Genomic DNA, 21,331 nt, shown 5'->3' on the forward strand with positions numbered 1-21,331 from the left:
GCGGGATCGGCGCGCACCGCGCGCGTCACACCGGCTTGCGCTTCGCCTCGAGCGTTTCCCACCGTTCGAGCGCGGCGAGCAGTTCGTCGTCGATCGCCGCGAACCGCTCGGTCAGGCGCGTACCTTCCTGCGGATCCTTCGCGAAAATCGCGCCGTCCTCGAGCTGCGCATTGATCGTCTTCTGCTCCGCTTCGAGCGCGGCGATCTTCTCCGGCAGCGAATCGAGCTCGCGCTGCTCGTTGAACGACAGCTTCACCGTGCGCTGCGCGTTGCGGCCGGCCGCGCTCTTTGCCGGTTCGTCCTTCGCGGGCGCCGCCTCCTTGACCGCGCGCTTCGCCGCTTCCTGCTGCGCGAGCTGCTCCGAGCGCTCGCTCTGGATCTGCCAGTCGGTGAAGCCGCCGACGTATTCGCGCCACTTGCCGTCGCCCTCGGCCGCGATCACCGACGTCACGACGTTGTCGAGGAACGCGCGATCGTGGCTGACCAGCAGCACCGTGCCGTCGTAGTCGGCCAGCAGTTCTTCGAGGAGTTCGAGCGTCGGGATGTCGAGGTCGTTGGTCGGTTCGTCGAGCACCAGCACGTTGGCCGGGCGCGCGAACAGGCGCGCGAGCAGCAGCCGGTTACGCTCGCCGCCCGACAGCGACTTCACCGGCGAACGCGCGCGTTCCGGCGCGAACAGGAAATCGCCGAGATAGCTCATCACGTGCTTGCGCACGCCGCCGATCTCGACCCATTCGCTGCCGGGGCTGATCGTGTCGGCCAGGCTCTTCTCCTGGTCGAGCTGCGCGCGCATCTGGTCGAAATACGCGACCTGCAGGTTCGTACCGGTGCGCACCGTGCCTTCGTCGGGCTTCAGGTCGCCGAGAATCAGCTTCAGCAACGTCGTCTTGCCGGCGCCGTTCGGGCCGACGAAGCCGATCTTGTCGCCGCGCATGACCGTCGTCGAGAAGCGGTCGACCACCGTGCGGCCGCCGTAGCGCTTCGTCACGTCGGTCAGCTCCGCGACGATCTTGCCGGACTTTTCGCCCTGCGCGACGTCGAGCTTCACGTTGCCCTGCGCATTGCGGCGCTCCGCGCGCTCGTTGCGCATCTGCACGAGCCGCGCGATGCGACCGACGCTGCGCGTGCGGCGCGCCTCGACGCCCTTGCGGATCCACACTTCTTCCTGCGCGAGCAGCTTGTCGAACTTCTCGTTCTCCACGCGCTCGACTTCGAGCTGCTGCGCCTTGCGCGTCTGGTACGCGGAGAAATTGCCCGGGTACGACAGCAGCCGGCCGCGATCGAGCTCGACGATGCGCGTCGCGACGCGATCGAGAAACGCGCGATCGTGGGTGATGAACAGCAGGCCCGCGCGCTGCGCGACGAGCAGCTCCTCGAGCCAGCGGATGCCGTCGAAGTCGAGGTGGTTGGTCGGTTCGTCGAGCAGCAGCACGTCGGGCTGCAGCACCAGTGCGCGCGCCAGTGCGACGCGCTTCTGCATCCCGCCCGACAGCGCGTCGACGCTTGCGTCGCCGTCCGTCAGGCCGATTTGCGCGAGCGTCATCGACACGCGCGTACGCCAGTTCCACGCGTCGTGCGCATCGAGCGACGACTGCAGCGCGTTCATCCGCGCGAGCAGCGCATCGTGCTCGGCGCCCTCCGGTATCTCCGCGAGGCGGTGCGCGATCGAATCGTATTCTTCGAGCAGTTCGCGCGTATGCCCGAGCCCCGACGCGACCGCGTCGAACACCGTCGCGCCTGGCTCGAATTCGGGCTCCTGCGGCACGTAGACGGTCACGAGCTCCTGCTGGCGCGTGACCAGCCCGTCGTCGGGCTTCGCGAGATCGGCGACGATCTTCAGCAGCGACGACTTGCCCGCGCCGTTGCGGCCGATCAGGCCGACCCGCTCGCCGGCTTCCAGCGAGAAATCCGCGTGATCGAGCAACGCGACGTGACCGAACGCGAGCTGCGCGCCGGTAATGGAATAGAGCGACATGGGGAGACGGCGAAGAGAGAAATCGGAAGCGCCCATTGTACCGGGCGCGGAGGCCGGCATCGGCTCGGCTGGATGGACGAGTGCCGCGGGGCGTTTCCGATGGGCGCCGACGCGGTATCGTGGGCGGTGTGGCCGACCTCCGGTTTTCGGATGCCGGCTACGGTTTGCGTGCCCGCATGAGCACGCGGATGCGGGCCGGATGCCAGGGGCCGGCCGATCGGCAGATCCCCCGCGGCGCATCGCGCGCCAGCGCGGGATGCACGGTTATTTCACGTTGACCGTGATCGTCGAGCTCAGTTCGGGACCGTACGAACGGTGCGCGCCGTCACCGAATTGCAGCGTCAGCGTGTGCTGGCCGGGCGGCAGCTTCACGTCGGTCTCGGTCTGGGCCTTGCCGAAATGCAGCGAACGTTCGCTCGCCGGGATCACGTCGCCTTTCGGAATCGGCCGGCCGTCGATCAGCAGGTGATGGTGACCGGTATCCGGCGTCATGTCGCCGGCCGGCTTCAGCGCCATGCCTTCGAGACCGAACTTCACATGCACCGGATTCGACACCGTCGCACCGTCGCTCGGCGCTTCGAAATACACGCGCGCCTCGGCCCGCGCGATCGTCGACACGGCCATCGCCGCGACGCATACCGCACCTGCGATCCACTTTCTGTTCAGCATCGCATTCTCCTTATGATTGGACAGCCTCGGAAGCATACACCGCACGAACAGCGGGCGTGTTTCAGTTGCGTTGTTCGCGATGCGTACGTTTAAAACGACGTTGCGCTGGCGTTCGACGAAATTCCGGTAACATTGCGCCTTTCGTCCGCCGGCGAGGCTGCGGACGGCATCGCCGAATTTTCTTTATCCCGAGCGCAACATGAGCGAAGTAACCGAATACCAGAGCTGGGTCTGCCTGATTTGCGGGTGGGTCTACAACGAAGCGGAAGGGCTGCCCGACGAAGGCATTCCGGCCGGCACGCGTTTCGCCGACATTCCCGCGGACTGGCGCTGCCCGCTGTGCGACGTGGGCAAGGAAGATTTCGTCGTCGTCGATTTCTGATTTTCTGTTTCGGTCGCGGGTGATCTCGCGATACGTGCGTCGCGGGTGCATTCCGCCCCGCCGACGCGCCGCGCGTTTGCTATACTCTGCGCGCTGTCCACACCGCCGTCCGGCTCGCGGTTTTTCGCGCGATTGCCCGGATATGGCTCTCCCCGTAGTTCAGGGGATGGAATGACAAGCGCAAGGCTTGTCCAGCAAGGCTTCCGCCCCTTGCTGTAGCAAATTTGTAGCACTTGAAAAAGCCCGCTCGTAGCGGGCTATTGTGCTTCTGAGCGTCAATCCTGCCACCGGTTGCAAAGCAACTTGCATTGCCTGATGATGTAGCAGTACCGGTGCCTTATCAGATAAGACGCATTGAACGCCCAGCGAGATCGGGCTAATCGCGCCGAGATCCGTCTATGCTTGTTAAACTTGGTTACCATAAAAAATAGAATATCTACTATATGCGCGGCACCGTTGATATCAAGATTCGACCGACCAAGTTGGCTTTCTTAGTCGATCCCAATAGCGCATCGCAGGTACGCGAAGCCATCCGTCTTGCCAGTAGCCTTTGGGGAGGGGTCTACTTTCCGATCATCCCGCTCTTCAAACGGATGCCAGCGAGCTGGCGTGAGAAGCCCTTGTCGCCTCCCAGCTCACGCGATGTGGTGCGCGGCTATATCGATGCATTCGATCCGGACATCCTCGTTCAGTTCTCTCAAAGCCTTCCGTCTTATGTCGCCGACGTACGCCTGCCGGTTGTTAAGCCTCGCGAAGTGTGGGAGCGAGCGGGTGCCCTTGGTCTACCTACCTACGGAATCGGTGCATTCACACTATTCGATGCCATTTACAAGGAATTCTTCAAATACAAGGCAAAGTATCCCGTCAGAGTCGTGACACCGGTTATTCCGAATAAACTCGGACTATTTTGGGCAAGCGTATATGGAGAGTATGCCGACGATACCCTTTCGGAGATAATCGGGCACTACGCAGAACCCTTGGACATCGAACAACCACCAGTTACGACGGAATCGTTCCCGACACTCACGGGACCAGACGTTCTTTTCCCAAGAAGAATTACGGGGTGGGACCTTTTCCGGCACGGCAATACGAACTATGGACGACACGCATGCATCTTTTTCATGGATGCGGGCAACGTTGAGGATGTCGTCGACTACTGGAACCTTCGAGCTACTGGTAGAAACGTACTTCCACTACCAAAACAGTTTTTACAAGAAGAGCCATTCAGGCGTGTGGCGGTCGAGTTTCTTGTCGCGGAACGCCGGCAATGGCCACATGATCCTAAACAATTCGATGTCGCAACATTCATTCGCAGTCGCCACTCAACGATGGAAGAAATGCAGGCGTATGCGGCCACGCTTGAGTTTCCGACCGCAGACGCAAACACCGTAACCGGGCCATATTTTTCGTTGCAACATTGGTATCCACGTATCTGGGACGAGTGGGCTCGTGGCAAAGACGGCGGCGTGGCTGACGTCTATGCAGAGGGAGAGCATTCAATCGACATAACAAGTCCTTCCGACCTTGAAATGCGGATCAAGGCTTTGGTGCCGGAATTTGTACCGCCGGATTGGTTCCATAGCGAAGGGCTGTGCGCGAACGAATTCGACTTGCGTCTATATGGCGCAGAGGAGCATCTCGCTGAGGTCTATCCGAAAATCAAGGGGAACCATTTAGCTAGCGCGATTTCCGGTATGGGGGGCCTCCCAGGTCAGTGGCGCATTGGGCGACACGGCTTGGTGAAGCTTGTGCAACACTCGTTCATCCAGTCGCGAACTGTACCGTCTTCTGAAGCGATCATCTTTGCTTGGTTAGAAGATCTTGGGTGGAAGGCCGAATTGTCACCGCCCGGCATCCTCGCCAAGCAGATTTTCAAACGACTTCGTGGGAACTCAAGATTGCTCGCTGACAAGGCTGTCCTAGGACTGCTAGAACACATGAATGGCGGGGCCGTCAGCAAGAATGGAACGCCGATTGACGCGAGCCGGTTAACCGCGGCACGTGAGGTTTCTGTCGGCGAGGTCAAGAGCCGACTAAAGAATCCCAAGTTGTACGAGACGTTTCTCCAGAGTGGCGTCTTCAAGCTTGGCCTGCGAACACAATGCCCTACCTGCCAACGCAATACCTGGTTCGCCATGTCAGCACTAAATGAGTCGCTAGAGTGTCCGAAGTGCCTGACTTACTTCCCTGCCGCCGGCAATATCGACCAATCATCCGGTGGATGGTACTACCGGACCGCCGGGCCGTTCAGCGTCCCAAACTATGCAGATGGTGCACACGCCGTATTGCTGACCATTGCTGCCCTTAGTGACCGTATGCATACAGGACTACGGACGACATCGGTTCCTAGCTTCACAGCGACGTCGCCGGGTAAGTTTAATATGGAAGCAGACTTTGCCATGTTCTGGAGGGATTCGGTCTATGGTGAACAGAGCGAAGGTTTGCTGTTCGGAGAATGCAAAACATACGGCAAATTCGAGGCTAAGGACATCGACAGAATGCGCATGTTGGCCGAGACTTTCCCGGGCGCCATCCTGGTCTTCAGTACTTTGAGAGAAACTCTGACCGCGAAGGAAATCGTATCAATTGGCAAGCTTGCGAAGTTTGGGAGGAAACACTGGAAAGCAGAGCGCTCCATCAACCCTGTTCTGATTCTCACTGGTACTGAGCTATTGCATTGGAGTGGCCCCCCGTATTGTTGGACTGAAGCGCTGCGCGCGAGATTTCCCAATGCTTACGGATTACTCAACCTCTGTGATGCGACTCAGCAACTGTACCTGAACCTGCCGCCGCTGGATCAAGAATGGCAGATGCGCTGGGAGCGACAGCGGGCACGCCAGAAAACGCTTCGGATGGCTGAGTAGACAGATTGGTACTTGCATAATAGTTCTATCGCGCGTCGATAGAATCGCTCCAACGAGGAGTACGCGGAACAATCTTACCCGCCAAGCATTGATTGACCTTCTCCTGTGTTTGTCGGCAAGTTACTTTGTTCCACGACTGTATAAGACTGAACTAGACCAAACCAGCGGCGCCAGATCGGCTGACCCAGTTCGGCCTTGAACAGTTATTCAAGGTTGAAACGCGAGCGTTTGCATCTATTCGCCTAAAGGCCATTCTAAGAAGAGAGTGAACATCGGTAAGTTCATCTCGTCCCATTTGGGATCTCGCTCTCTGCGTACCACTCACTGCGTCGGTGTTTTGTTTCGGCTACGACTCGTTTCGCGGCCGTGTACCGTTTGCGATGATAGAGGCTCGGTCCGTGACACAGATTTCGTGCTTTGTCTTGCGGTGTCAAACTCTTGGAGCTTACCAACCTTTGATTCCAGCGAGTCGATCCGATGATTGAGAATTTCAGTCGTGACTCTCCATCGCTCCGCGTCACGAATCAAAGCGTCTCGTTCGTTACGTACCTGCGATTCCTGCCCGGCAGACTGCCACAGCGAGACCAACGAAAACAAGAATCCACTGAGCCCAATTGTCAAGACGTACTGAAGCACCTTACTAGTCACCCGACTGACCCGTCGCCTCTTGATCTTTTTATTAACGGACATGGGCTTCGTAAACCGCATCCAACCCACACGAAGTCTGTCAGCGAAAGTCGGCAACCCGTCTACGCTAGTGCATTGCATGTACGATACAAATGTCCGCCAGTGCCGTCGATGGATTTTCTTCGAGCAAATTGAATGAGGACTTCTAATCCAATCTAAGACGATAAAATCTTCCCGCTGCTTCAACGCAGCCGTAGTTGCAGGGTAAAGGGTCACGACGACTGTTCCAGCATCCGTTCGCTCGTAAATCAAGTGGGCACCGGATTCCACGGTTGTCACCCGTTTTACAGTTGGAAAACCATTTGCTCCAGAAGCAAGTTGTTGAGTTGCGCCTAACGCGCGATTTCCATAAAAGACCTCCACCACTCGATCGTCGATGGCACCATTCGAACCACCAGGGGTGGCATAAAATGAATAATATTTTGCCAATTCATTTGCGGCTGTGTCGTTCTGAAAGAAGCCGTCAAATGTCACCTTCGAATCGTTATAGAACCGTTTGAACGCGTTGTATCGGTCTCCGAGTCGCGTCATACTGCCCCCTATGAGCAAGATTGTTTTTAAGTTACGGGCGAAGTTTACTCACACGCTCACCTCCCGAAGTGTGCAAATTCGCGGGCGACCACAACAGGCTAGGCGTTGTGCGGGCCTTCGCTTTGCCTGGCATGCTCCAGCAGCACACGCTTCTGTTCGTCGCTAAGGCGCTCCACGATCGCCGCGCTTCTATCTTTGATCTCTTCACTGAGATGTAAACGCAATGCCGTCAATAAGCGAAGAAGGTCACCACTTGACTCCAAGTGATATTCCCTAGTCATTTGGGGAGCACCAGGGTCAATTGCTATCTGGCCGCTCCCATCTACCGTGTAGCAGATGCGGTGTCGGTCGAAGTCTAGCTCTTTGTGCGCGTACTGCTTATTTCTGAGCATGTCGAAGGTCTCATGCGCGTTCTCAATCTCATCGTTTCCTTTGAAAAACTTTCTTTTGTCGATCTTCGAGCGCCCATCCGCCCCCTCAAACATCTGAATGTAACTGACGACAAGTCCGGAAAATAGCACTTCTAGACCGAGCCGAAGTCTATGACTTAGGAGTCCGAGTACATACCCTTTTCCGTTACGACGAACCATGCCCGAAATTGCATCCCTGTCGGCATTCAGTTGACGCATGTGCTCCGGAACAGGCGTATCCTGCACGAACTGGCGCAAAGTATCCATGATCTCCTGCGAGACCTCGGCTGGTCTAGCAGGCGGCTGCCGGTGTCCAATAATCTCGACTATCTCAATTAATGTCTGTGTCAATTGATGAACCTGATAGCTCTGCTCGATCCGGTCTTCAAGTGTCTTTAGACGCGCCTGCAGACTCTTGTCACCGACAAGAGCTGGGTGATTCTTCGGGACGATGGCGCGCATATAGGGCGGAGATCGAATTGTTAGAAGGAACGTAGCGTATCAAAACAAAGGCTGCTTGGCGCACTTTCAATTGTTCGCTGCGATACCGTCCGCGCCTCCCAACCGGCACCTTCGCTCCGTTATCCAACAGTTGGGGGATCGACCTTCGAGTGACTGAGATGGGTCGATCACGGCCCTTGATGAAGTGACCGCGAAGCAATGTCAGACCTGATCTGACGCTGACAGAGAGATCAGGTCGTGACTTACCCAGGTTAGAACAGCCCGACGGGCTGCGCCGCATCGTCCCAACTGAAAATGATAAGCTCGTTTCGCTCGACGCCCCTCCCACCGCCGACCGTGTATTGAATCGGCACGGTTTCGATGTGAAACCCGTCGAACACGCGCCGAATATCGGGATGGTCATTGAGGCTCACGATCGCTCGTCCCTTCAACGATCGCAGCCGCTGCGCCATCCTCTCGTACTCGCTGAATGGGAAAGCTACGCCGTACCCTTCTGTCTCGTAGTACGGAGGGTCGAGGTAGAAGAGCGTATGCGGTCGATCGTATCGGTCGATACACGCTGCCCAATCCAGCCGCTCGACGAACGTGTTCGCGAGCCGCAGATGCGCCGCTGATAGCTCCTCCTCGATGCGCAGAAGGTTCAGGCCCGGCGGCGTAGTCGTCGCCGTGCCGAACGTCTGCCCTTCGAGCTTCGCCCCAAAGCAACTTTTCTGCAGGTAGTAAAACCGGGCCGCACGCTGAATGTCCGTGAGCGTTTCCGGGACCGCTTGTTTGAGCCATTCGAATACCTGCCGACTCGTCAGCGCCCATTTGAACTGACGCACGAACTCCTCCAGGTGATGCTGCACGACGCGATATAGGTTGACCAGTTCGCCGTTCACGTCGTTGATGACCTCGACCTTGGCCGGCGGCCGCAGAAAGTACAGCGCAGCCCCGCCCGCGAACACTTCGACGTAACAGTCGTGCGCCGGAAAACGCGGGATGATGTGATCTGCGAGACGACGCTTGCCGCCGATCCAAGGAATGATGGGGTTTGCCATTGTGAAAGCCGTTTTTAAACTTGGTGTAGAATTCGGCCCGCCTACGTAGGTAAGCAGGGCCTTGGCTGATTCACTGGCGCGATCAGTGGAAAGGCGACCGGGCGAATGCTCCAACATTCGCCCGGCCGCCCTGTTTCTTCAGTGCATCGCGGCCGTCACGGCGTCCGATGCTCGATCGGAACCGATGCGATCATCTTCGGATCAATCGCTCCGCCCGTGACCGTGATGTCCGGCGATACGGCAAACTGCGTGATGCGGTCCGCCTGCTTGTCCGCCCGCGACGACGAGCCGAAGAAGTACTCCTTCGAGCCGATCACCATCGTGATCAGCACACCAAGCAGCGTGTCGAGCGTGCTCTTCACGACGTCGGGCATCTTGATGTCGCCGATCGCCAGATAGAACTCCAGCCCGATCACGACGAACAACGCCACCGTGTACATATAGGCGAGATTCCGTGCCGTGTGGTCGTGTTCGGCCGTAGCGAATTGGCGAGCGCTCGCGCGATCGTCGGCCGCGACCTTGTCGGCCTGCACCTGAATGCCCGCCATGCTCTCCGCGTGAGAAAAGCCGGCCTGCCGCATCTTCAGCTCGAAGTCTGCATCGGCCTGCTTCAACGCGAGCAGCTGCTCGGGCGTCACCGACTGGCCGGCTAGCGCCGCCTTCACGGCGTCCACCGAACCGTCACCGAAGCCGAGCTTGTCCGCGATCGTCGAGGCGGCCATCGCCGCGATACCCGGCACACCGCCGGTCAGCGCCGTAACCAGCCACGGCGCAACAGTCTTCAGAATGTCCAGCATCGTCACACCCCCAACGCACGGTTAAGTTGCCAGCCGTACTCGAACTTCTCGTTCTCCGGCCGGCGCTCGGCTGTCTCGATATAGAACACCGACTGCTGCGCGGCGATCATGCCGTACAGCACACGATGGCCGTCCGCCCCGCGTTGCTGCAGGAACGCCTTCAGCGCCGTGATCGTCATCGGGCCGATGCCACCGTCGACCGCGATGTCCGGGAACGTCTTTTCGTTTTGGTTCAGGACGTTCAGCGCCCGCTGCATGAACTTGACGCCGGTCGGCGGCCCGGTGTTCACGCCGATGGCCGCGTGACCCCAAGTCACTTTGGCTATCTCCAACAGCGCATGGAGATAGCCATCAGGAACAGATTCATCGATCAAATTTCATTTGGATAGGAAATCCAAGAATGCCAAAGTTCATGAACGCCGAACTGATTGCAATTCGCGATTCACTGAGATGCGGACATTGCAGCGCCGTATTTCAAGGCTCGGACTCGCAGGCGTGGAAAGTGAAATACGAGGGAAAGACCGTGTACTGTTCGACGACCTGTCGACATGCCGCTCTGCGCAACAAGTTCAGCACGCCGGTGCCAAACCGTGGTCCGTGCCCGACGTGCAACAAAACCTTCTTCTCGCGACGCGCAAAGGTTTACTGCTCGCTGGACTGCTACGTTGCGTCCGACCAGTTCGCCGCCGTCACCAAAGCTGCCGTAGCAGCATCCAAGACTCCAGAGGCGCGCGCGAAGAACGCCGCTGCACGACGCCTTGGGTCGACCCTCAAGTGTCTAGAGTGTGGTGACGAGTTCTACAACAAGCGCAGCGGCCGCCGGAAATTCTGCACTACGTCGTGCTATCGATCCTATCTAGCAAGACGATTCGACCGCTGGATAGCCAATCCGGAGGGAATGGCGCTCCCTCAATGCTACGACGAGTTTCTGGACAGCGAGGAGTTGGCGTGTGTCATACATGGATGCACATGGCGAGGCGCGCACCTCTCACTCCACATGAACCAAGCACACGGCGTGCGCGCAGATGAGTTTAAGCGCGCGGCAGGCTTTAACCTCGGCACTGGCGTGGTAGCAAAGCCGCTGGCACATACCCTGCAACAGCGCCCCCTGCGCGGAGTCGCACTGTTGGACGAAGAAACCCGGAAAGCCATGTTAAATGGCTCTCGCGAACCGCGAGGACATTACATTCGCTACGCATCCGCAGAATCACGCGAGCATATCCGCAAGGCAATTGCTCTGCAAAATGACGAGCCAGGACCTCTTCGAATCTGCGCCGGATGCGGATTGAAATTCCAGCAGCGGTTCGCTTTAGGCCGGGCACTGTATTGTACGGTCGAGTGCCGAAACCGAACTTACGCAGCAGCGAAAAAGCGCGGCGGGCCACGACAGCGCGACTCCCGCGGCCGCTACGTCAAATCCGATTCTATTCCCCACCCGGCGACGACGGGTCATCACGATTAGTCGCCTAACCCCCAAGTTACTTTGGAGCATCCAATTGAATCCAATCAGCGAAGAAGAAGCCCGTTATCGAGCGCTCGAACTGCTCAGAACCCAGTTTGACGGCATGTCTCTCGGCAATATCAAATATGTTCTTCGTCAAGCTGAAGGCTGGCTAAACGGGCACCTAGTCCTTGATTGCTCTACGAACGATTTTCGATCAGCATCTGAAGAATGCGCTCGCGAGATTGCGAAATCATCTTGATCGAGAGAATCAGCACTTGTGTTACCAGCAAGGTATCGAGTTTGTCTTGTTCCATCAGGTCGCCCTCTCGTTGAATGTCAGTGGTAGCGGAAATCCGCATCCGCATTCTAACGAGAGGCGCGCACCCAGCGCCTTCTCTTGGTACGGGTGTCGATCGAGACGGGCGCGTGCAAGCTATACTCCAACCGTTGCCACCCGTCGCAGACACTTCCGCTTGAAATCCAAACGCAGAGCATCACGATCGCCGCTGCTAGGAAAGCACGCTTCGAGCGGCATGCCGCTGCGCACACTCGGATTCCCCGACACCCTTGTCGAGCCGCTATTTTTATGGCGAGACGATGCCCAGCTCAAAGCCAATCGTTGGTATGCCCAAGCCAAAGCTGGCGACACATTCGCCGCGATCGAGCTAACCCTTGATGTTGGCGAACTGCTTGCGCAACAGGTCAGCGAAATGGTGCTTACGAAGCGCTGGCCCGAACCACTTATATTCGTCGCCCCACACGCGCGGGAAGCACGCGGAGACAATGCGATCCCCCAGGTGCTCGCCGTTCTACTAAGCTTTGGTGTTGGCGAAGTCGACGAACAGATTGTTCAGACGACGAAGGTGTATCACACGGGGGCCGATGCGATGGAACGCCTCATTGCTCGGGCCAGCTTCCAAGGACCGGTGCAACGTGGTGGAAACTACGTTCTTGTCGACGACGTCACGACTCTCGGGGGCACGCTCTGCGATCTATCCGACTACATTCGCCGGAACGGCGGAAACGTGATAGCCGCCGTCGTGCTGGTGAACGCCAGCCGGTCTGGTAAACTGTTTCCTGCACGAAAAACCGTGCGCCGTCTAGAGGAGCAATTCGGCCATGTTATCCGCGAAACGTTCCGCATCCAGCCAACTGCGCTCACGGCCGACGAAGCCCAATACCTCGTTGGCTTCCGTACCGCTGAGGAAATCAGAGGTCGCAGCGCTAAAGCAAAGCAAACGACAGATCTCCGACTCCGCACGAAAGGCATTTTCTTCGATCGCAGCGGGGCAACACCGCGCCAAGGTGCGGTAAGGAAAGCGCATCGCGTGCCGTTTCCGGGCGCGAGCGCAGTTCGATCCGAGCGCTGGATCAAAAAGCGCCCGCGATAGGGGGTCTAATCCCCGTTCACCACCTTCAACTGTCCCTTCTTCGCAACCTGATCCGGCCGCAGATTCGTGTAGCGCTTCAGGTTGCGCCAATCCTTGTGGCCGGTCACGGCCGCTACCTCCGGAATATCCCACCCGTCCTCGAAGAGCGCACTCGTCGCTTCGTGCCGCAGATCGTGCAGTCGAAGGTCGACGATGCCCTTGTCGACGCAGGCCAGCTTGAAGTACTTGCTCGCCGTGCTCTTGTCGAACCGAAAGATGTACTCGTTCGGATGCGGCTCGATCTTCGGGTCCGCCTTGCGCTTCGCCTCGTATGCAGGCGGCACCGGATATCGCGCCTGACGCAGCAGCACTTCGAGCGAATCGCCGATCAGCGGAACCCACTCGTCGTTACCCTTCTTCTGTCGCGGATGTTTGCGATCGCGGACGAGCGCGAGCCGACGCTCGACGTCGAGATCCGACCACGTCAACCGAAATAGTTCGCCACGCCGGAATGCGCTTTTCATCGCAACCCGGATCACGTCCGGCACCGCCTGCTCGCGCTCCGGATGTTCGGCGAACCACTCGAAGATCTTCACGATTTCTTCACGCGTCGGCCGCCGGTCACGGTGCTTCCCCGGGCCGATGAGCTGGAGGTGATCGAGCGTCGGGCGTGCGATGCTCGGCGCGTGTGGCAATCGCAGGTCGAGAAGCGACGCCATATGTTTGTACACGGTCCCGAGCTTGGAAATGTCCATGTCGATCGTGTACTGCCCCGCCCCGTCTTTCTTGCGCTCTTGCGCAAACTTGACCAGCCGCTTAGTCGATAGCTTCGCCGCGACCTCGTCATCAAAGTGACTTTCCAGCCGCTTGAGCATGTAGTCTTCATTCGACTTCTCGGTCACCGGTCGACCGGAGTCGTTCCGAGCGCTTCGATACAGCCGCACCAGCTCGCCGACAGTGATCGTCTGTTCGTCGACGGCAGCCTGACCTTTGTCGATACCACCCTCGATCTCACGCGCCCATGCTTCAGCCGCACCCTTCGTTCGAAATGTCTTTGCTATACTCTGTCCCCGCCGGCGGACTTGAGCACGCCAGCGGTCGCCGATCTTGAGGATCGAAGCCATGAAACACCCCGTTTGTGGACTGTAGCAATGCGTCATCCACATACGCTGCTACAGGGTCGATTAGTAGCAGAATTGTAGCAGGCGGGGCGTTAAACTATGCTTCACAGCCCGTCATTCCACGTCATACGCGGACAGGCAAAAATCCCGGAAAGGCACACGGGACAAGGCTAAGAGCCTGATTCACAAGGGTTCAGTCCATCCCGCTCAAACTATCCGCTCCCCGTAGTTCAATGGATAGAACAAGCGCCTCCTAAGCGCTAGATACAGGTTCGATTCCTGTCGGGGGGACCAATCTACCATCTCATGCGATCCCCAGAATTCCGGCAACCCGTGATAGCATAAGGCTTCGCGGGTTTTTTCAATTCCGTATACGTCCTGGAACGTACTGCGATAGCCGGGGGTATTTGGGGGTATCTCTTGGGGTATCCAAGATACCCCTTGGAGGGATACCCCCATGCCCTTGACCGACAAAGCCGTCAAGAATGCGAAAGCGGATGACAAGCCCGTAAAGTTGTTCGACGGCGGCGGAATGTTCCTACTCGTTACCCCGGCCGGTCAGCGCTACTGGCGGCTCAAATATCGCGTCAACGGCAAGGAAAAGTTGCTGGCACTCGGCGTGTACCCGGACGTTTCACTAGCAGTCGCACGCAGAAAGCGTGACGAGGCGCGGGAAAAGCTTGCGGCGGGTATCGATCCCAACGAAGCAAAGAGAGAGGTCAAACGATCGGCGCGCATCGCAACCGCTAGTTCGTTCGAGGCGGTTGCGCGCGAGTGGTTCGACAATCAGCGCGCAGGATGGACCGAGACCTACGCTGAGAAAGTCATCCACTCGCTTGAGATCGATGCATTCCCGAAGATCGGCTCACGGCCCATCGCCAGCATCGAAGCGCCGGAAATGCTGGAGATCATCCGCGCAATCGAAGCAAGGGGCGTCCGAGAAACCGCCAAGCGACTGTTACAGCGTTCGCGCGCCGTATTCCAGTACGCCATCATGACTGGCCGTTGCACCCGTAACCCGTCCGCTGACATCGATGCGGAAACGATCTTAAAAAAGGGGCAGGGCGTACAGCACATGGCCAGAGTGAAGCCGTTGGAGATTCCACAGCTCATGCGCGACATCGCCGCGTACCCAGGAGAGCCAGTTACTCGGCTGGCGCTAGAATTGATGGCCCTTACCTTCGTCCGGACGAAGGAAATGATTCGCGCTCAGTGGGCCGAATTCGACGAGACCGCAGCAGAGTGGCGTATCCCGCCCGACAGAATGAAAATGCGGGACCCACATATCGTCCCGCTGTCACGGCAATCGCTGGAAGTGTTGATCCAGCTCCGGCAAATCAATGGTGATCGGTCACACGTGTTCTACAGCGTACATGGTCGGGCACCAATCTCGAACAACACCATATTGTTCGCGCTTTACCGCATGGGCTACAAGTCACGAATGACCGGACACGGCTTCCGTGGACTCGCCGCCACGGTGTTACGTGAACTAGGGTACGGCAGAGACGTTGTAGATCGTCAACTCGCCCATGCGGAGCGCAATCAGGTCACGGCAGCCTACGTTCACGCCGAGTACTTGCCTGAACGACGCAGGATGATGCAGCATTGGGCCGACCATCTCGACAAACTCAAAGGCAGTTCGTGAGCCCTGCGGAGGAGCGCACTTCTACGGCAACGCATCCAGTAAGAGCCGCGCGATACGCCCCATGGATTCGGTCGCGAAGCGCACATGCAACGGAGTAATGCTGCTGTCCCAAGGGCAGCCATGTCCCGTCCCCTCCTTATTCCGCAGAGCGTTCAAAGCACAGCCGAAAGGATATGTTTCCCGCTCAACACGCTTGTTCGCTGGCTCTCCTAGTCCAACGACGTCGCTAGGAGTCGCAAACCCCAGCGCAGTAGAAGCCTGCTCGCCGTAATGAGCTTTTCGGCGGTAGTTCGTCGATCATGCGAAGGGGCCTTCTTTCGGTCCAACCTGGAATACTCGATCGCGATGCCACGGCAGATAGGCGCGATGCCCGTCCACAAGCCCGAGCACGCGAAGCGGTCGATCGAACCCGAGAAGAGGTGGGCGCGCAAATTCGGACAGCAGGATAAGTGGGTCGTCCGGGGCCTGAGCCGGCGATAATGCCGACAAAGGAACCCGGAAGATGACGAAGAGAACTCGGCGGACGCACTCAGCGGCGTTCAAAGCGAAAGTGGCGATGGCGGCGGTCAAGGGCGAGCGGACGCTGGCCGAATTGGCGCAGCAGTTCGATGTGCACCCCAACCAGATCACGGAATGGAAGCGGCAGTTGCAGGAACGTGCCGCCGACGTGTTCGGCGCAGGCGGCGCGGTGTCGAGCGAGCCGCAGGTCGATCTGAAGGAACTACATGCGAAGATCGGCCAACTCACCCTGGAGAACGATTTTTTAAGCGGCGCGCTCAACAAGGCGGGATTGCTGAGCGCAAAGCGATGATCGATCGTACGCACGCGTTGCCTGTCTCGCAGCAGGCGCGACTTGTCGGTATCGCGAGATCGAGCGTGTATTACCGAACGCAGCCGGTAAGCGAGGCCGACCAGTCTCTGATGCGCCGAATCGACGAACTGCACATGGAATTTCCGTTTGCCGGAGCGCGGATGCTGGCGCGATTGCTGCGTCGCGGGGGATACGAGATTGGCCGTCGGCGCGTGCGCACGCTGATGAAGCGCATGGGCGTCGAGGCACTGTACTGCAAGCCGAACACGAGCCGACGCCATGCGCAGCACAAGATCTGGCCGTACTTGCTGCGCGGCATGAAGATCGAGCGAGCCAATCAGGTGTGGGCACTGGACACGACCTACATTCCGATGGCGCGCGGATTCGTGTACCTGACGGCGGTGGTGGACTGGGCGACACGCAAGGTACTGGCTTACCGGGTAGCCATCACGCTGGAAGCCGTGCACGCCGTCGAAGCCCTGGAAGAAGCGTTCGCCCGTCACGGGCTGCCGGACATCGTGAACACCGATCAGGGCAGCCAGTTCACGGCGGGGGCGTTCACCGAAGCCGTGCTGGTCCATGGCATCCAGTTGTCGATGGACGGCAAGGGAAGCTGGCGCGACAACGTGTTCGTCGAGCGGGTGTGGCGCAGCATCAAGTACGAGGAGGTCTACCTGAAGGCGTACGAATCGGTCAGCCATGCCCGGCGCTCCATCGGCGATTACATTGATCTGTACAACCGGAAGCGGCCCCATTCGAGCCTGGCGGATCAGACGCCGGATGAGGCATACTTCGCGACGCTGCCTGCGATCAAATCGGCAGCATGATTGCCCCGGACGCTCCACTTAAAAATCTCAGAAAGCTGTCCGAACGAGTGAGGCCACCTCTTTGTATGCTACGTATGTGTGCGTAGGATACGTTGCAGTCTAGCACTTTCAGATTACCGGTCAACAGATATCCATGGCCGGGCGGGTGGAGGCGCTAGACTCCCGGTACATCGCGCGTTTGCGTCGTGATTCCCGGCCGCCCACCTATTTCTCGGTGGGCGGCTTTGTCACGCCAGTATTCCTTAGCGTTGCGGCGGTCCTTTACTTCCGGAGGCGGCGTTGGAATTTCCCATAGCAGTTCATAAGGACGACGGAAGTGTGTACGGCGTGACCGTTCCGGACATTCCGGGCGTTCATTCTTGGGGGGATTCGATGGAAGAGGCCATCGAGAACACAAAGGTTGCGATCGCAAGTCACGTTGAGACTTTGCGCGCGCTTGGCGAGGGGGCGCGCTTCACTGGTTCGACCGTGGAAGAACTGTCAGCGAACTCAGACTATGCCGGAGCGGTTTGGGCGAAGGTCGAGGTTGTACTTCCTCGACGGGCCTAACCCTCAATCAGCAAGGTACCGGTTATGAAGAGGCTGGCAATTGTCGGTTGGCTTACACTGTTCCCTGCGTTCACATGAGTCTACGCCGCGAGTCTCTGGTATCAGTCGAGCAAGCTATACGTAAGGCCGATATGGGAAAAGTGTGGCGGGATTGAGCCTCCCGGCGCTGGTTCGGCCTCCAATACGGGTTGGATTGCGGGAATCCTCGAAGCAAGCAGTGAGAGTGTCGAGCTAAATCGACGTTCGGCACTGTGGACGGGCTGTATCGGTTGGCCTTAGCGCGGCTGTGACGGTGATCGGGACCGGTCTACCGCTTATCATCGGCCAGTGACGCGTACGAAGTTTTAACGGATCAGTCGGTCACGGCCAGCATCCGATCTATCTCCTCGATGGGGATCATGCCGAACTTGTTCAGTTTTACGCGGTAGAACACCATTCGTTTCTTCAATGTGTGTCGGCTGATACCGAGCATTGCCGCAGCTTGCGTGTAGGTTACGTGCGGTGGTCTTGGATGTCGCATCGAGTAAATCTCTACGGCCTTCGATGCTATTCGGAAGGCATCAATCTCGGAGATTCCCGGCCCTTGCCGGACTATCTCCCGGGTCACTTGTGGTTGGTGTGGGGATTCTGGCAAGTGGTGCGTTCGTACTCGCGGCATAGCTTGCTCCGGTCGGTAGAGGAGCCTCCATTCTGCTGCGGCTTATAGGCGTTGGGTAGGAGTGCCGTGTTTGGGTGGTGCCGGTTCGAGTCCGGAAAGCGGCACCGTTCCGGCTGGCCTGTGAAGGCTCTCCAGCAGATGTGTGTAGGTATGTGTAAATTTGGGGGCTACTCACGACTTGCAAATATTTTCTCGTGTTGTCGGCAGGCGACAGTGGCGGCAGGTCGGGACCGTACAAATGGATAACTGCCGAGCGAGTCAAGCGTCAGCAGGCTCCAGTGAAAGTGCGTCGTGGCGAATCCGGCAGGGCTATCCCTACATATGAAAACTTCGCTTGATATACCATCTACCGAGCGCCCGGAATATGCGGGCTTACAAATTCATTGCTACGGGGATTAGAATGGGATTTGATTGGGTATCCGCTGGTGCGGGGCTTGTGGGTGCTGTCATCGGCGGACTATGCACGCTACTGGGTGTCAAGTGGCAACTTGCGTCCTCCCACGACGAGCAGAAAGACCGAGAAGCCGCTCATCACAAAGCTATTTTGCGTGCGCTGCATGATGAACTTGAAACCATCTCGGAAGTCTACAAGGCAACAATCGGAAATCAGATCGCGGCACTTCCGAAGGGGCAGCCGTTTTTGTACTTTTGGCCCGTTTCGTCCGAATATTTCGCCGTCTATCATAGTAATTCAGTGTTTATCGGGCACCTGAAGAACAACGATCTAAGAAAGTCGCTGATCCAGACGTATACGTATGCAAAATCCCTAATTGATTCATTCAAGCTTAATAACGTATTTGTAGAAAAGCACCAGCAGGCCGCGTTTATTGCAACACAAGCGCCTAATATCGCAAACACGCATTTGGCCCAATCCACACACCAGCAACTTGTACTGTACGCGGAGGTTTTGCAGGATAGCCACAAACGCTTAGAACAAAGTGTCGAGGGAACCTTGAGGGCTCTGCGAAAAGCCGGTGTTCTCAGTGATGCTCCATAGCCTTGGGACGGGTGGACCTTCGGTGATATCTGTTCATGAACGAGTGCAGCGAAACTTGATAGTGCCGTAACCGACCCGACATGCCGGCTTGGTACGATGCCAAATCGATTTCGACCGAGGTTGGCATGAGTGACGATATTGTAAAACGAGTTAAGCAGTCCGTGAGGGATGGGAAACTCCGGAATATGCGCGATCCTCGCCATCTTGGGTACGTTCCTCCCGCGGCTGGGTTCGCTCACGCGCGCTTCGTCGGCTACTTCGAGCTTGGTATCCATGAGGAAGAATTCGGGGACAAGCAGCGCGAACGCGAAAGGGTCTACCTTATGTTCGAATTGAGTGGCCCGAATCACATGCCTACTGTGGAGAATGGCCGGACAATGCCGGTTCGCATTCCTGTCTCGGAGACACTTGACCTATCGTACGGGTCTAGCTTTCGTGGGCTATTTGACGCGATGGATGCTGCGTGCGGCGGCGGAGCTACTCATATAGCTGAAATGCTGGGTAAGCCATTCATCGTGGAGGTATTTCACTTTACGGGCCGGGACAACCAGACCATATACGCGACACTCATGGGCCCAACTGGCTATAACGTGATAGGTCCGGCTATGTTTGACAGGGAGTCCGGCAAGATGCTCGTTGTAGATGTGGCTCAGCCGACTATGGCGATTAAGGCATTTGTATGGGGGATTGCGACTGCCTCAGATTGGCACAATATCTACATCCACGGCGCTTATCCAGAGCAGCGAGACGTGGACGGTACGCTGCTTGCGCCCGCGCGTTCGGCGAACTACATCCAGGAGCGAATTGCAAGTGCGAAGAACTGGAAGGGCCATCCTCTCGCATCAGTTGTAAAACCAGGCCCCGACCCAGACGAGCCGATGCCGGCCCCCGGCCAGCGCCTGACAGGTGCTGCCCTCAAGGCGTGGCAGGATGAGAATTGGCGACGGCTTAAGGCGGCCCTGGCTGAGAGTTTACAGAAGTATCCCAAGGAGCCGCCGCGTAAGCGTTCGCGGCGACCCCGAAAATCCCCTTAGCCGAGTTTCTTCGCCAAATCTTCCGCGCGGAGGTGGGTGTATCGTTGGAGGTGCTTCAGGTTTTTGTGACCAGTTATCGTTGCGACCTCAAGGACGTTCAATCCCTTTTCAAACAGTCTGCTTGTCGCTTCGTGTCGTAGGTCGTGGAAATGGATTGTCCCGAGGCCGCACTCTTCACGTACACGGCTGAAGGCGTATTTCATGGCCGACTGCGTGAGCTTGAACACGCGACCACGATGCGGCGGAGGGCACCACGTTAGGGCCTCGATAGCGCGGCTCGATAACGGAACTTTTCGAGGTGTCCCGTTCTTTGTCATCGGCAATAGAACCGTGCGGGCCTCCAGGTCGATATGCTCCCATCGGAGCTTGGCTATCTCGCCTTGCCGCATGGCTGTCTCAATTGCCAGAACGATGGCCGGGGCAATCTCGCGGTTGTAGTCGATAGCGGAAGCGATCAGCTTTTCGTCGTCGCCTATTGCAAGCCGGACATCACGCGGAGGCGGGAGCTTGGGTCGGCGTAGCCCCTTGGTCGGATTGACGGTCAGACCCACGGCCCACTCATCTATAGCGAGGCGGTACACGGCGGATATGGCGTCTAGCTCCCGGATCACGGTGCTAGGGGCAACCTCTCCGATACGCCGGTCTCGCCACTCGACCAAATGCGGCTTGTCGAGCTTCATGGCCGGGACGGAGCATAGCTTCTTTTCGTTGCGGATGAAGCGGCGGCATATCCCACGCTCCCATTCGACATTCCGGCGGCCCGGTAGAGGCGCTTTGATGTACCGGGCAAAGAGGTCCCCAACGGTGAGCATAGGGGGCTTCTCGCGAACGTTACGGGGTTGTTTGGGTGCAGGCTTGATCGCCTCTTGTTCTGCCGCCCATTGCTCCGCAGCCTCCCTCGTATCGAAAGTTTTGGAGCGGATCGGCTGGCCCTGGACCCGGATTTTGGCCTGCCATTTGTACCCACGTTGAACGATAGATGCCATTCTGACCTCCATATAGTTACAGGAAATCAGACTGGGTAGGGCTGTCGCACGACCGTGAGTTCGTGAGCGGGC

General features: G+C 58.0%; 19 protein-coding genes and 1 tRNA gene. 10 read left to right on the plus strand and 10 right to left on the minus strand.

All coding sequences use genetic code 11. The features are described 5' to 3' along the window. Nucleotides 1–25: 25 nt before the first annotated feature. Both HWX76_RS07370 and HWX76_RS07375 read right to left on the minus strand, forming a co-directional pair. On the minus strand, nucleotides 26–2,011 hold the full coding sequence (locus HWX76_RS07370; protein ID WP_175978821.1) for an ATP-binding cassette domain-containing protein: 1,986 nt from the start codon (nucleotides 2,009–2,011) through the stop codon (nucleotides 26–28). A gap of 228 nt (nucleotides 2,012–2,239) precedes the next feature. Continuing rightward, nucleotides 2,240–2,644: a DUF4399 domain-containing protein gene (locus tag HWX76_RS07375; RefSeq protein WP_176015629.1), complete on the minus strand. Its 405-nt coding sequence runs from the start codon at nucleotides 2,642–2,644 to the stop codon at nucleotides 2,240–2,242. A gap of 199 nt (nucleotides 2,645–2,843) precedes the next feature. Between HWX76_RS07375 and HWX76_RS07380 the strand changes: the two genes are divergently transcribed. Together HWX76_RS07380 and HWX76_RS07385 are read left to right on the plus strand one after the other, a co-directional pair. After that, entirely contained in the window at nucleotides 2,844–3,026 is a 183-nt protein-coding gene (locus tag HWX76_RS07380) for a rubredoxin (RefSeq protein ID WP_006478164.1), read from the plus strand. A gap of 443 nt (nucleotides 3,027–3,469) precedes the next feature. Then, nucleotides 3,470–5,890 carry a hypothetical protein gene (locus HWX76_RS07385; RefSeq protein ID WP_176015630.1) on the plus strand — a complete coding sequence of 807 codons (2,421 nt, stop codon included), beginning with the start codon at nucleotides 3,470–3,472 and terminating at the stop codon, nucleotides 5,888–5,890. A 321-nt stretch (nucleotides 5,891–6,211) separates the two neighbouring features. Here the strand turns inward: HWX76_RS07385 and HWX76_RS07390 are convergent, their stop codons facing one another. The 5 genes from HWX76_RS07390 to HWX76_RS07410 all read right to left on the minus strand — a co-directional run bounded on the left by HWX76_RS07390 (nucleotide 6,212) and on the right by HWX76_RS07410 (nucleotide 10,191). Beyond that, complete coding sequence (locus tag HWX76_RS07390; protein WP_176015631.1) at nucleotides 6,212–7,051, minus strand: hypothetical protein; 840 nt, start codon at nucleotides 7,049–7,051, stop codon at nucleotides 6,212–6,214. A gap of 155 nt (nucleotides 7,052–7,206) precedes the next feature. Beyond that, a complete protein-coding gene (locus tag HWX76_RS07395; protein WP_176015632.1) occupies nucleotides 7,207–7,980 on the minus strand; it encodes a hypothetical protein in 774 nt (257 codons plus the stop codon). A gap of 251 nt (nucleotides 7,981–8,231) precedes the next feature. Next, nucleotides 8,232–9,020 carry a DNA adenine methylase gene (locus HWX76_RS07400; protein WP_176015633.1) on the minus strand — a complete coding sequence of 263 codons (789 nt, stop codon included), beginning with the start codon at nucleotides 9,018–9,020 and terminating at the stop codon, nucleotides 8,232–8,234. 155 nt (nucleotides 9,021–9,175) lie between these two features. Continuing rightward, the gene (locus tag HWX76_RS07405; RefSeq protein ID WP_244137946.1) at nucleotides 9,176–9,817 is read right to left on the minus strand and encodes a hypothetical protein; all 642 of its coding nucleotides are present in this window, start codon (nucleotides 9,815–9,817) and stop codon (nucleotides 9,176–9,178) included. A gap of 2 nt (nucleotides 9,818–9,819) precedes the next feature. After that, complete coding sequence (locus HWX76_RS07410; protein ID WP_176015635.1) at nucleotides 9,820–10,191, minus strand: putative peptidoglycan-binding domain-containing protein; 372 nt, start codon at nucleotides 10,189–10,191, stop codon at nucleotides 9,820–9,822. Nucleotides 10,192–10,217: 26 nt separating this feature from the next. On the opposite strand from HWX76_RS07410, the gene HWX76_RS07415 reads away from it, so the two are divergent. Both HWX76_RS07415 and HWX76_RS07420 read left to right on the plus strand, forming a co-directional pair. After that, nucleotides 10,218–11,279 carry a hypothetical protein gene (locus HWX76_RS07415; protein ID WP_176015636.1) on the plus strand — a complete coding sequence of 354 codons (1,062 nt, stop codon included), beginning with the start codon at nucleotides 10,218–10,220 and terminating at the stop codon, nucleotides 11,277–11,279. Between the two features lie 515 nt (nucleotides 11,280–11,794). Then, nucleotides 11,795–12,652, plus strand: a complete 858-nt coding sequence (locus HWX76_RS07420; protein ID WP_244137947.1) for a phosphoribosyltransferase — start codon at nucleotides 11,795–11,797, stop codon at nucleotides 12,650–12,652. 5 nt (nucleotides 12,653–12,657) lie between these two features. On the opposite strand, the gene HWX76_RS07425 is transcribed toward HWX76_RS07420, so the two are convergent. Next, nucleotides 12,658–13,797: a site-specific integrase gene (locus HWX76_RS07425; RefSeq protein WP_176015637.1), complete on the minus strand. Its 1,140-nt coding sequence runs from the start codon at nucleotides 13,795–13,797 to the stop codon at nucleotides 12,658–12,660. A gap of 174 nt (nucleotides 13,798–13,971) precedes the next feature. Between HWX76_RS07425 and HWX76_RS07430 the strand changes: the two genes are divergently transcribed. Together HWX76_RS07430 and HWX76_RS07435 are read left to right on the plus strand one after the other, a co-directional pair. Continuing rightward, nucleotides 13,972–14,046: transfer RNA gene (locus HWX76_RS07430), tRNA-Arg, on the plus strand. Between the two features lie 163 nt (nucleotides 14,047–14,209). Continuing rightward, nucleotides 14,210–15,397 carry an integrase arm-type DNA-binding domain-containing protein gene (locus tag HWX76_RS07435; protein ID WP_176015638.1) on the plus strand — a complete coding sequence of 396 codons (1,188 nt, stop codon included), beginning with the start codon at nucleotides 14,210–14,212 and terminating at the stop codon, nucleotides 15,395–15,397. Between the two features lie 21 nt (nucleotides 15,398–15,418). Here the strand turns inward: HWX76_RS07435 and HWX76_RS07440 are convergent, their stop codons facing one another. Next, the gene (locus HWX76_RS07440; protein ID WP_176015718.1) at nucleotides 15,419–15,643 is read right to left on the minus strand and encodes an abortive infection family protein; all 225 of its coding nucleotides are present in this window, start codon (nucleotides 15,641–15,643) and stop codon (nucleotides 15,419–15,421) included. A gap of 256 nt (nucleotides 15,644–15,899) precedes the next feature. On the opposite strand from HWX76_RS07440, the gene HWX76_RS07445 reads away from it, so the two are divergent. The 4 genes from HWX76_RS07445 to HWX76_RS07460 all read left to right on the plus strand — a co-directional run bounded on the left by HWX76_RS07445 (nucleotide 15,900) and on the right by HWX76_RS07460 (nucleotide 20,273). After that, nucleotides 15,900–17,035 (plus strand): IS3 family transposase gene (locus tag HWX76_RS07445; protein ID WP_176015639.1). Its coding sequence is split into 2 segments (ribosomal slippage): nucleotides 15,900–16,155 and nucleotides 16,155–17,035, totalling 1,137 coding nucleotides; the frame shifts between segments, so codons are not numbered across the junction. 279 nt (nucleotides 17,036–17,314) lie between these two features. Continuing rightward, complete coding sequence (locus HWX76_RS07450) at nucleotides 17,315–17,584, plus strand: type II toxin-antitoxin system HicB family antitoxin (RefSeq protein ID WP_175840532.1); 270 nt, start codon at nucleotides 17,315–17,317, stop codon at nucleotides 17,582–17,584. A 1,058-nt stretch (nucleotides 17,585–18,642) separates the two neighbouring features. Then, nucleotides 18,643–19,239 (plus strand): hypothetical protein, encoded by a 597-nt coding sequence (locus HWX76_RS07455; RefSeq protein ID WP_175840534.1) that lies wholly within the window; start codon nucleotides 18,643–18,645, stop codon nucleotides 19,237–19,239. A gap of 125 nt (nucleotides 19,240–19,364) precedes the next feature. Then, entirely contained in the window at nucleotides 19,365–20,273 is a 909-nt protein-coding gene (locus HWX76_RS07460; protein WP_175840536.1) for a hypothetical protein, read from the plus strand. Here the strand turns inward: HWX76_RS07460 and HWX76_RS07465 are convergent. After that, entirely contained in the window at nucleotides 20,270–21,259 is a 990-nt protein-coding gene (locus tag HWX76_RS07465; RefSeq protein ID WP_244116948.1) for a site-specific integrase, read from the minus strand. The genes HWX76_RS07460 and HWX76_RS07465 overlap by 4 nt on opposite strands. Between the last annotated feature and the right edge of the window lie 72 nt (nucleotides 21,260–21,331).

It is taken from the genome of Burkholderia sp. BCC0398 (assembly GCF_902833245.1).
In the GTDB taxonomy this organism is placed as follows: domain Bacteria; phylum Pseudomonadota; class Gammaproteobacteria; order Burkholderiales; family Burkholderiaceae; genus Burkholderia; species Burkholderia sola.

Excerpts from the sequence above, each read along its gene's own strand:
- HWX76_RS07400 (WP_176015633.1), bottom strand. The coding sequence starts at position 9,020 with ATGGCAAACCCCATCATTCCTTGGATCGGCGGCAAGCGTCGTCTCGCA.
- HWX76_RS07425 (WP_176015637.1), bottom strand. The coding sequence starts at position 13,797 with ATGTGGATGACGCATTGCTACAGTCCACAAACGGGGTGTTTCATGGCT.
- HWX76_RS07435 (WP_176015638.1), top strand. The coding sequence starts at position 14,210 with ATGCCCTTGACCGACAAAGCCGTCAAGAATGCGAAAGCGGATGACAAG.
- HWX76_RS07465 (WP_244116948.1), bottom strand. The coding sequence starts at position 21,259 with ATGGCATCTATCGTTCAACGTGGGTACAAATGGCAGGCCAAAATCCGG.
- HWX76_RS07405 (WP_244137946.1), bottom strand. The coding sequence starts at position 9,817 with ATGCTGGACATTCTGAAGACTGTTGCGCCGTGGCTGGTTACGGCGCTG.
- HWX76_RS07415 (WP_176015636.1), top strand. The coding sequence starts at position 10,218 with ATGCCAAAGTTCATGAACGCCGAACTGATTGCAATTCGCGATTCACTG.
- HWX76_RS07455 (WP_175840534.1), top strand. The coding sequence starts at position 18,643 with ATGGGATTTGATTGGGTATCCGCTGGTGCGGGGCTTGTGGGTGCTGTC.
- HWX76_RS07370 (WP_175978821.1), bottom strand. The coding sequence starts at position 2,011 with ATGGGCGCTTCCGATTTCTCTCTTCGCCGTCTCCCCATGTCGCTCTAT.
- HWX76_RS07460 (WP_175840536.1), top strand. The coding sequence starts at position 19,365 with ATGAGTGACGATATTGTAAAACGAGTTAAGCAGTCCGTGAGGGATGGG.
- HWX76_RS07385 (WP_176015630.1), top strand. The coding sequence starts at position 3,470 with ATGCGCGGCACCGTTGATATCAAGATTCGACCGACCAAGTTGGCTTTC.
- HWX76_RS07380 (WP_006478164.1), top strand. The coding sequence starts at position 2,844 with ATGAGCGAAGTAACCGAATACCAGAGCTGGGTCTGCCTGATTTGCGGG.
- HWX76_RS07395 (WP_176015632.1), bottom strand. The coding sequence starts at position 7,980 with ATGCGCGCCATCGTCCCGAAGAATCACCCAGCTCTTGTCGGTGACAAG.
- HWX76_RS07420 (WP_244137947.1), top strand. The coding sequence starts at position 11,795 with ATGCCGCTGCGCACACTCGGATTCCCCGACACCCTTGTCGAGCCGCTA.
- HWX76_RS07375 (WP_176015629.1), bottom strand. The coding sequence starts at position 2,644 with ATGCTGAACAGAAAGTGGATCGCAGGTGCGGTATGCGTCGCGGCGATG.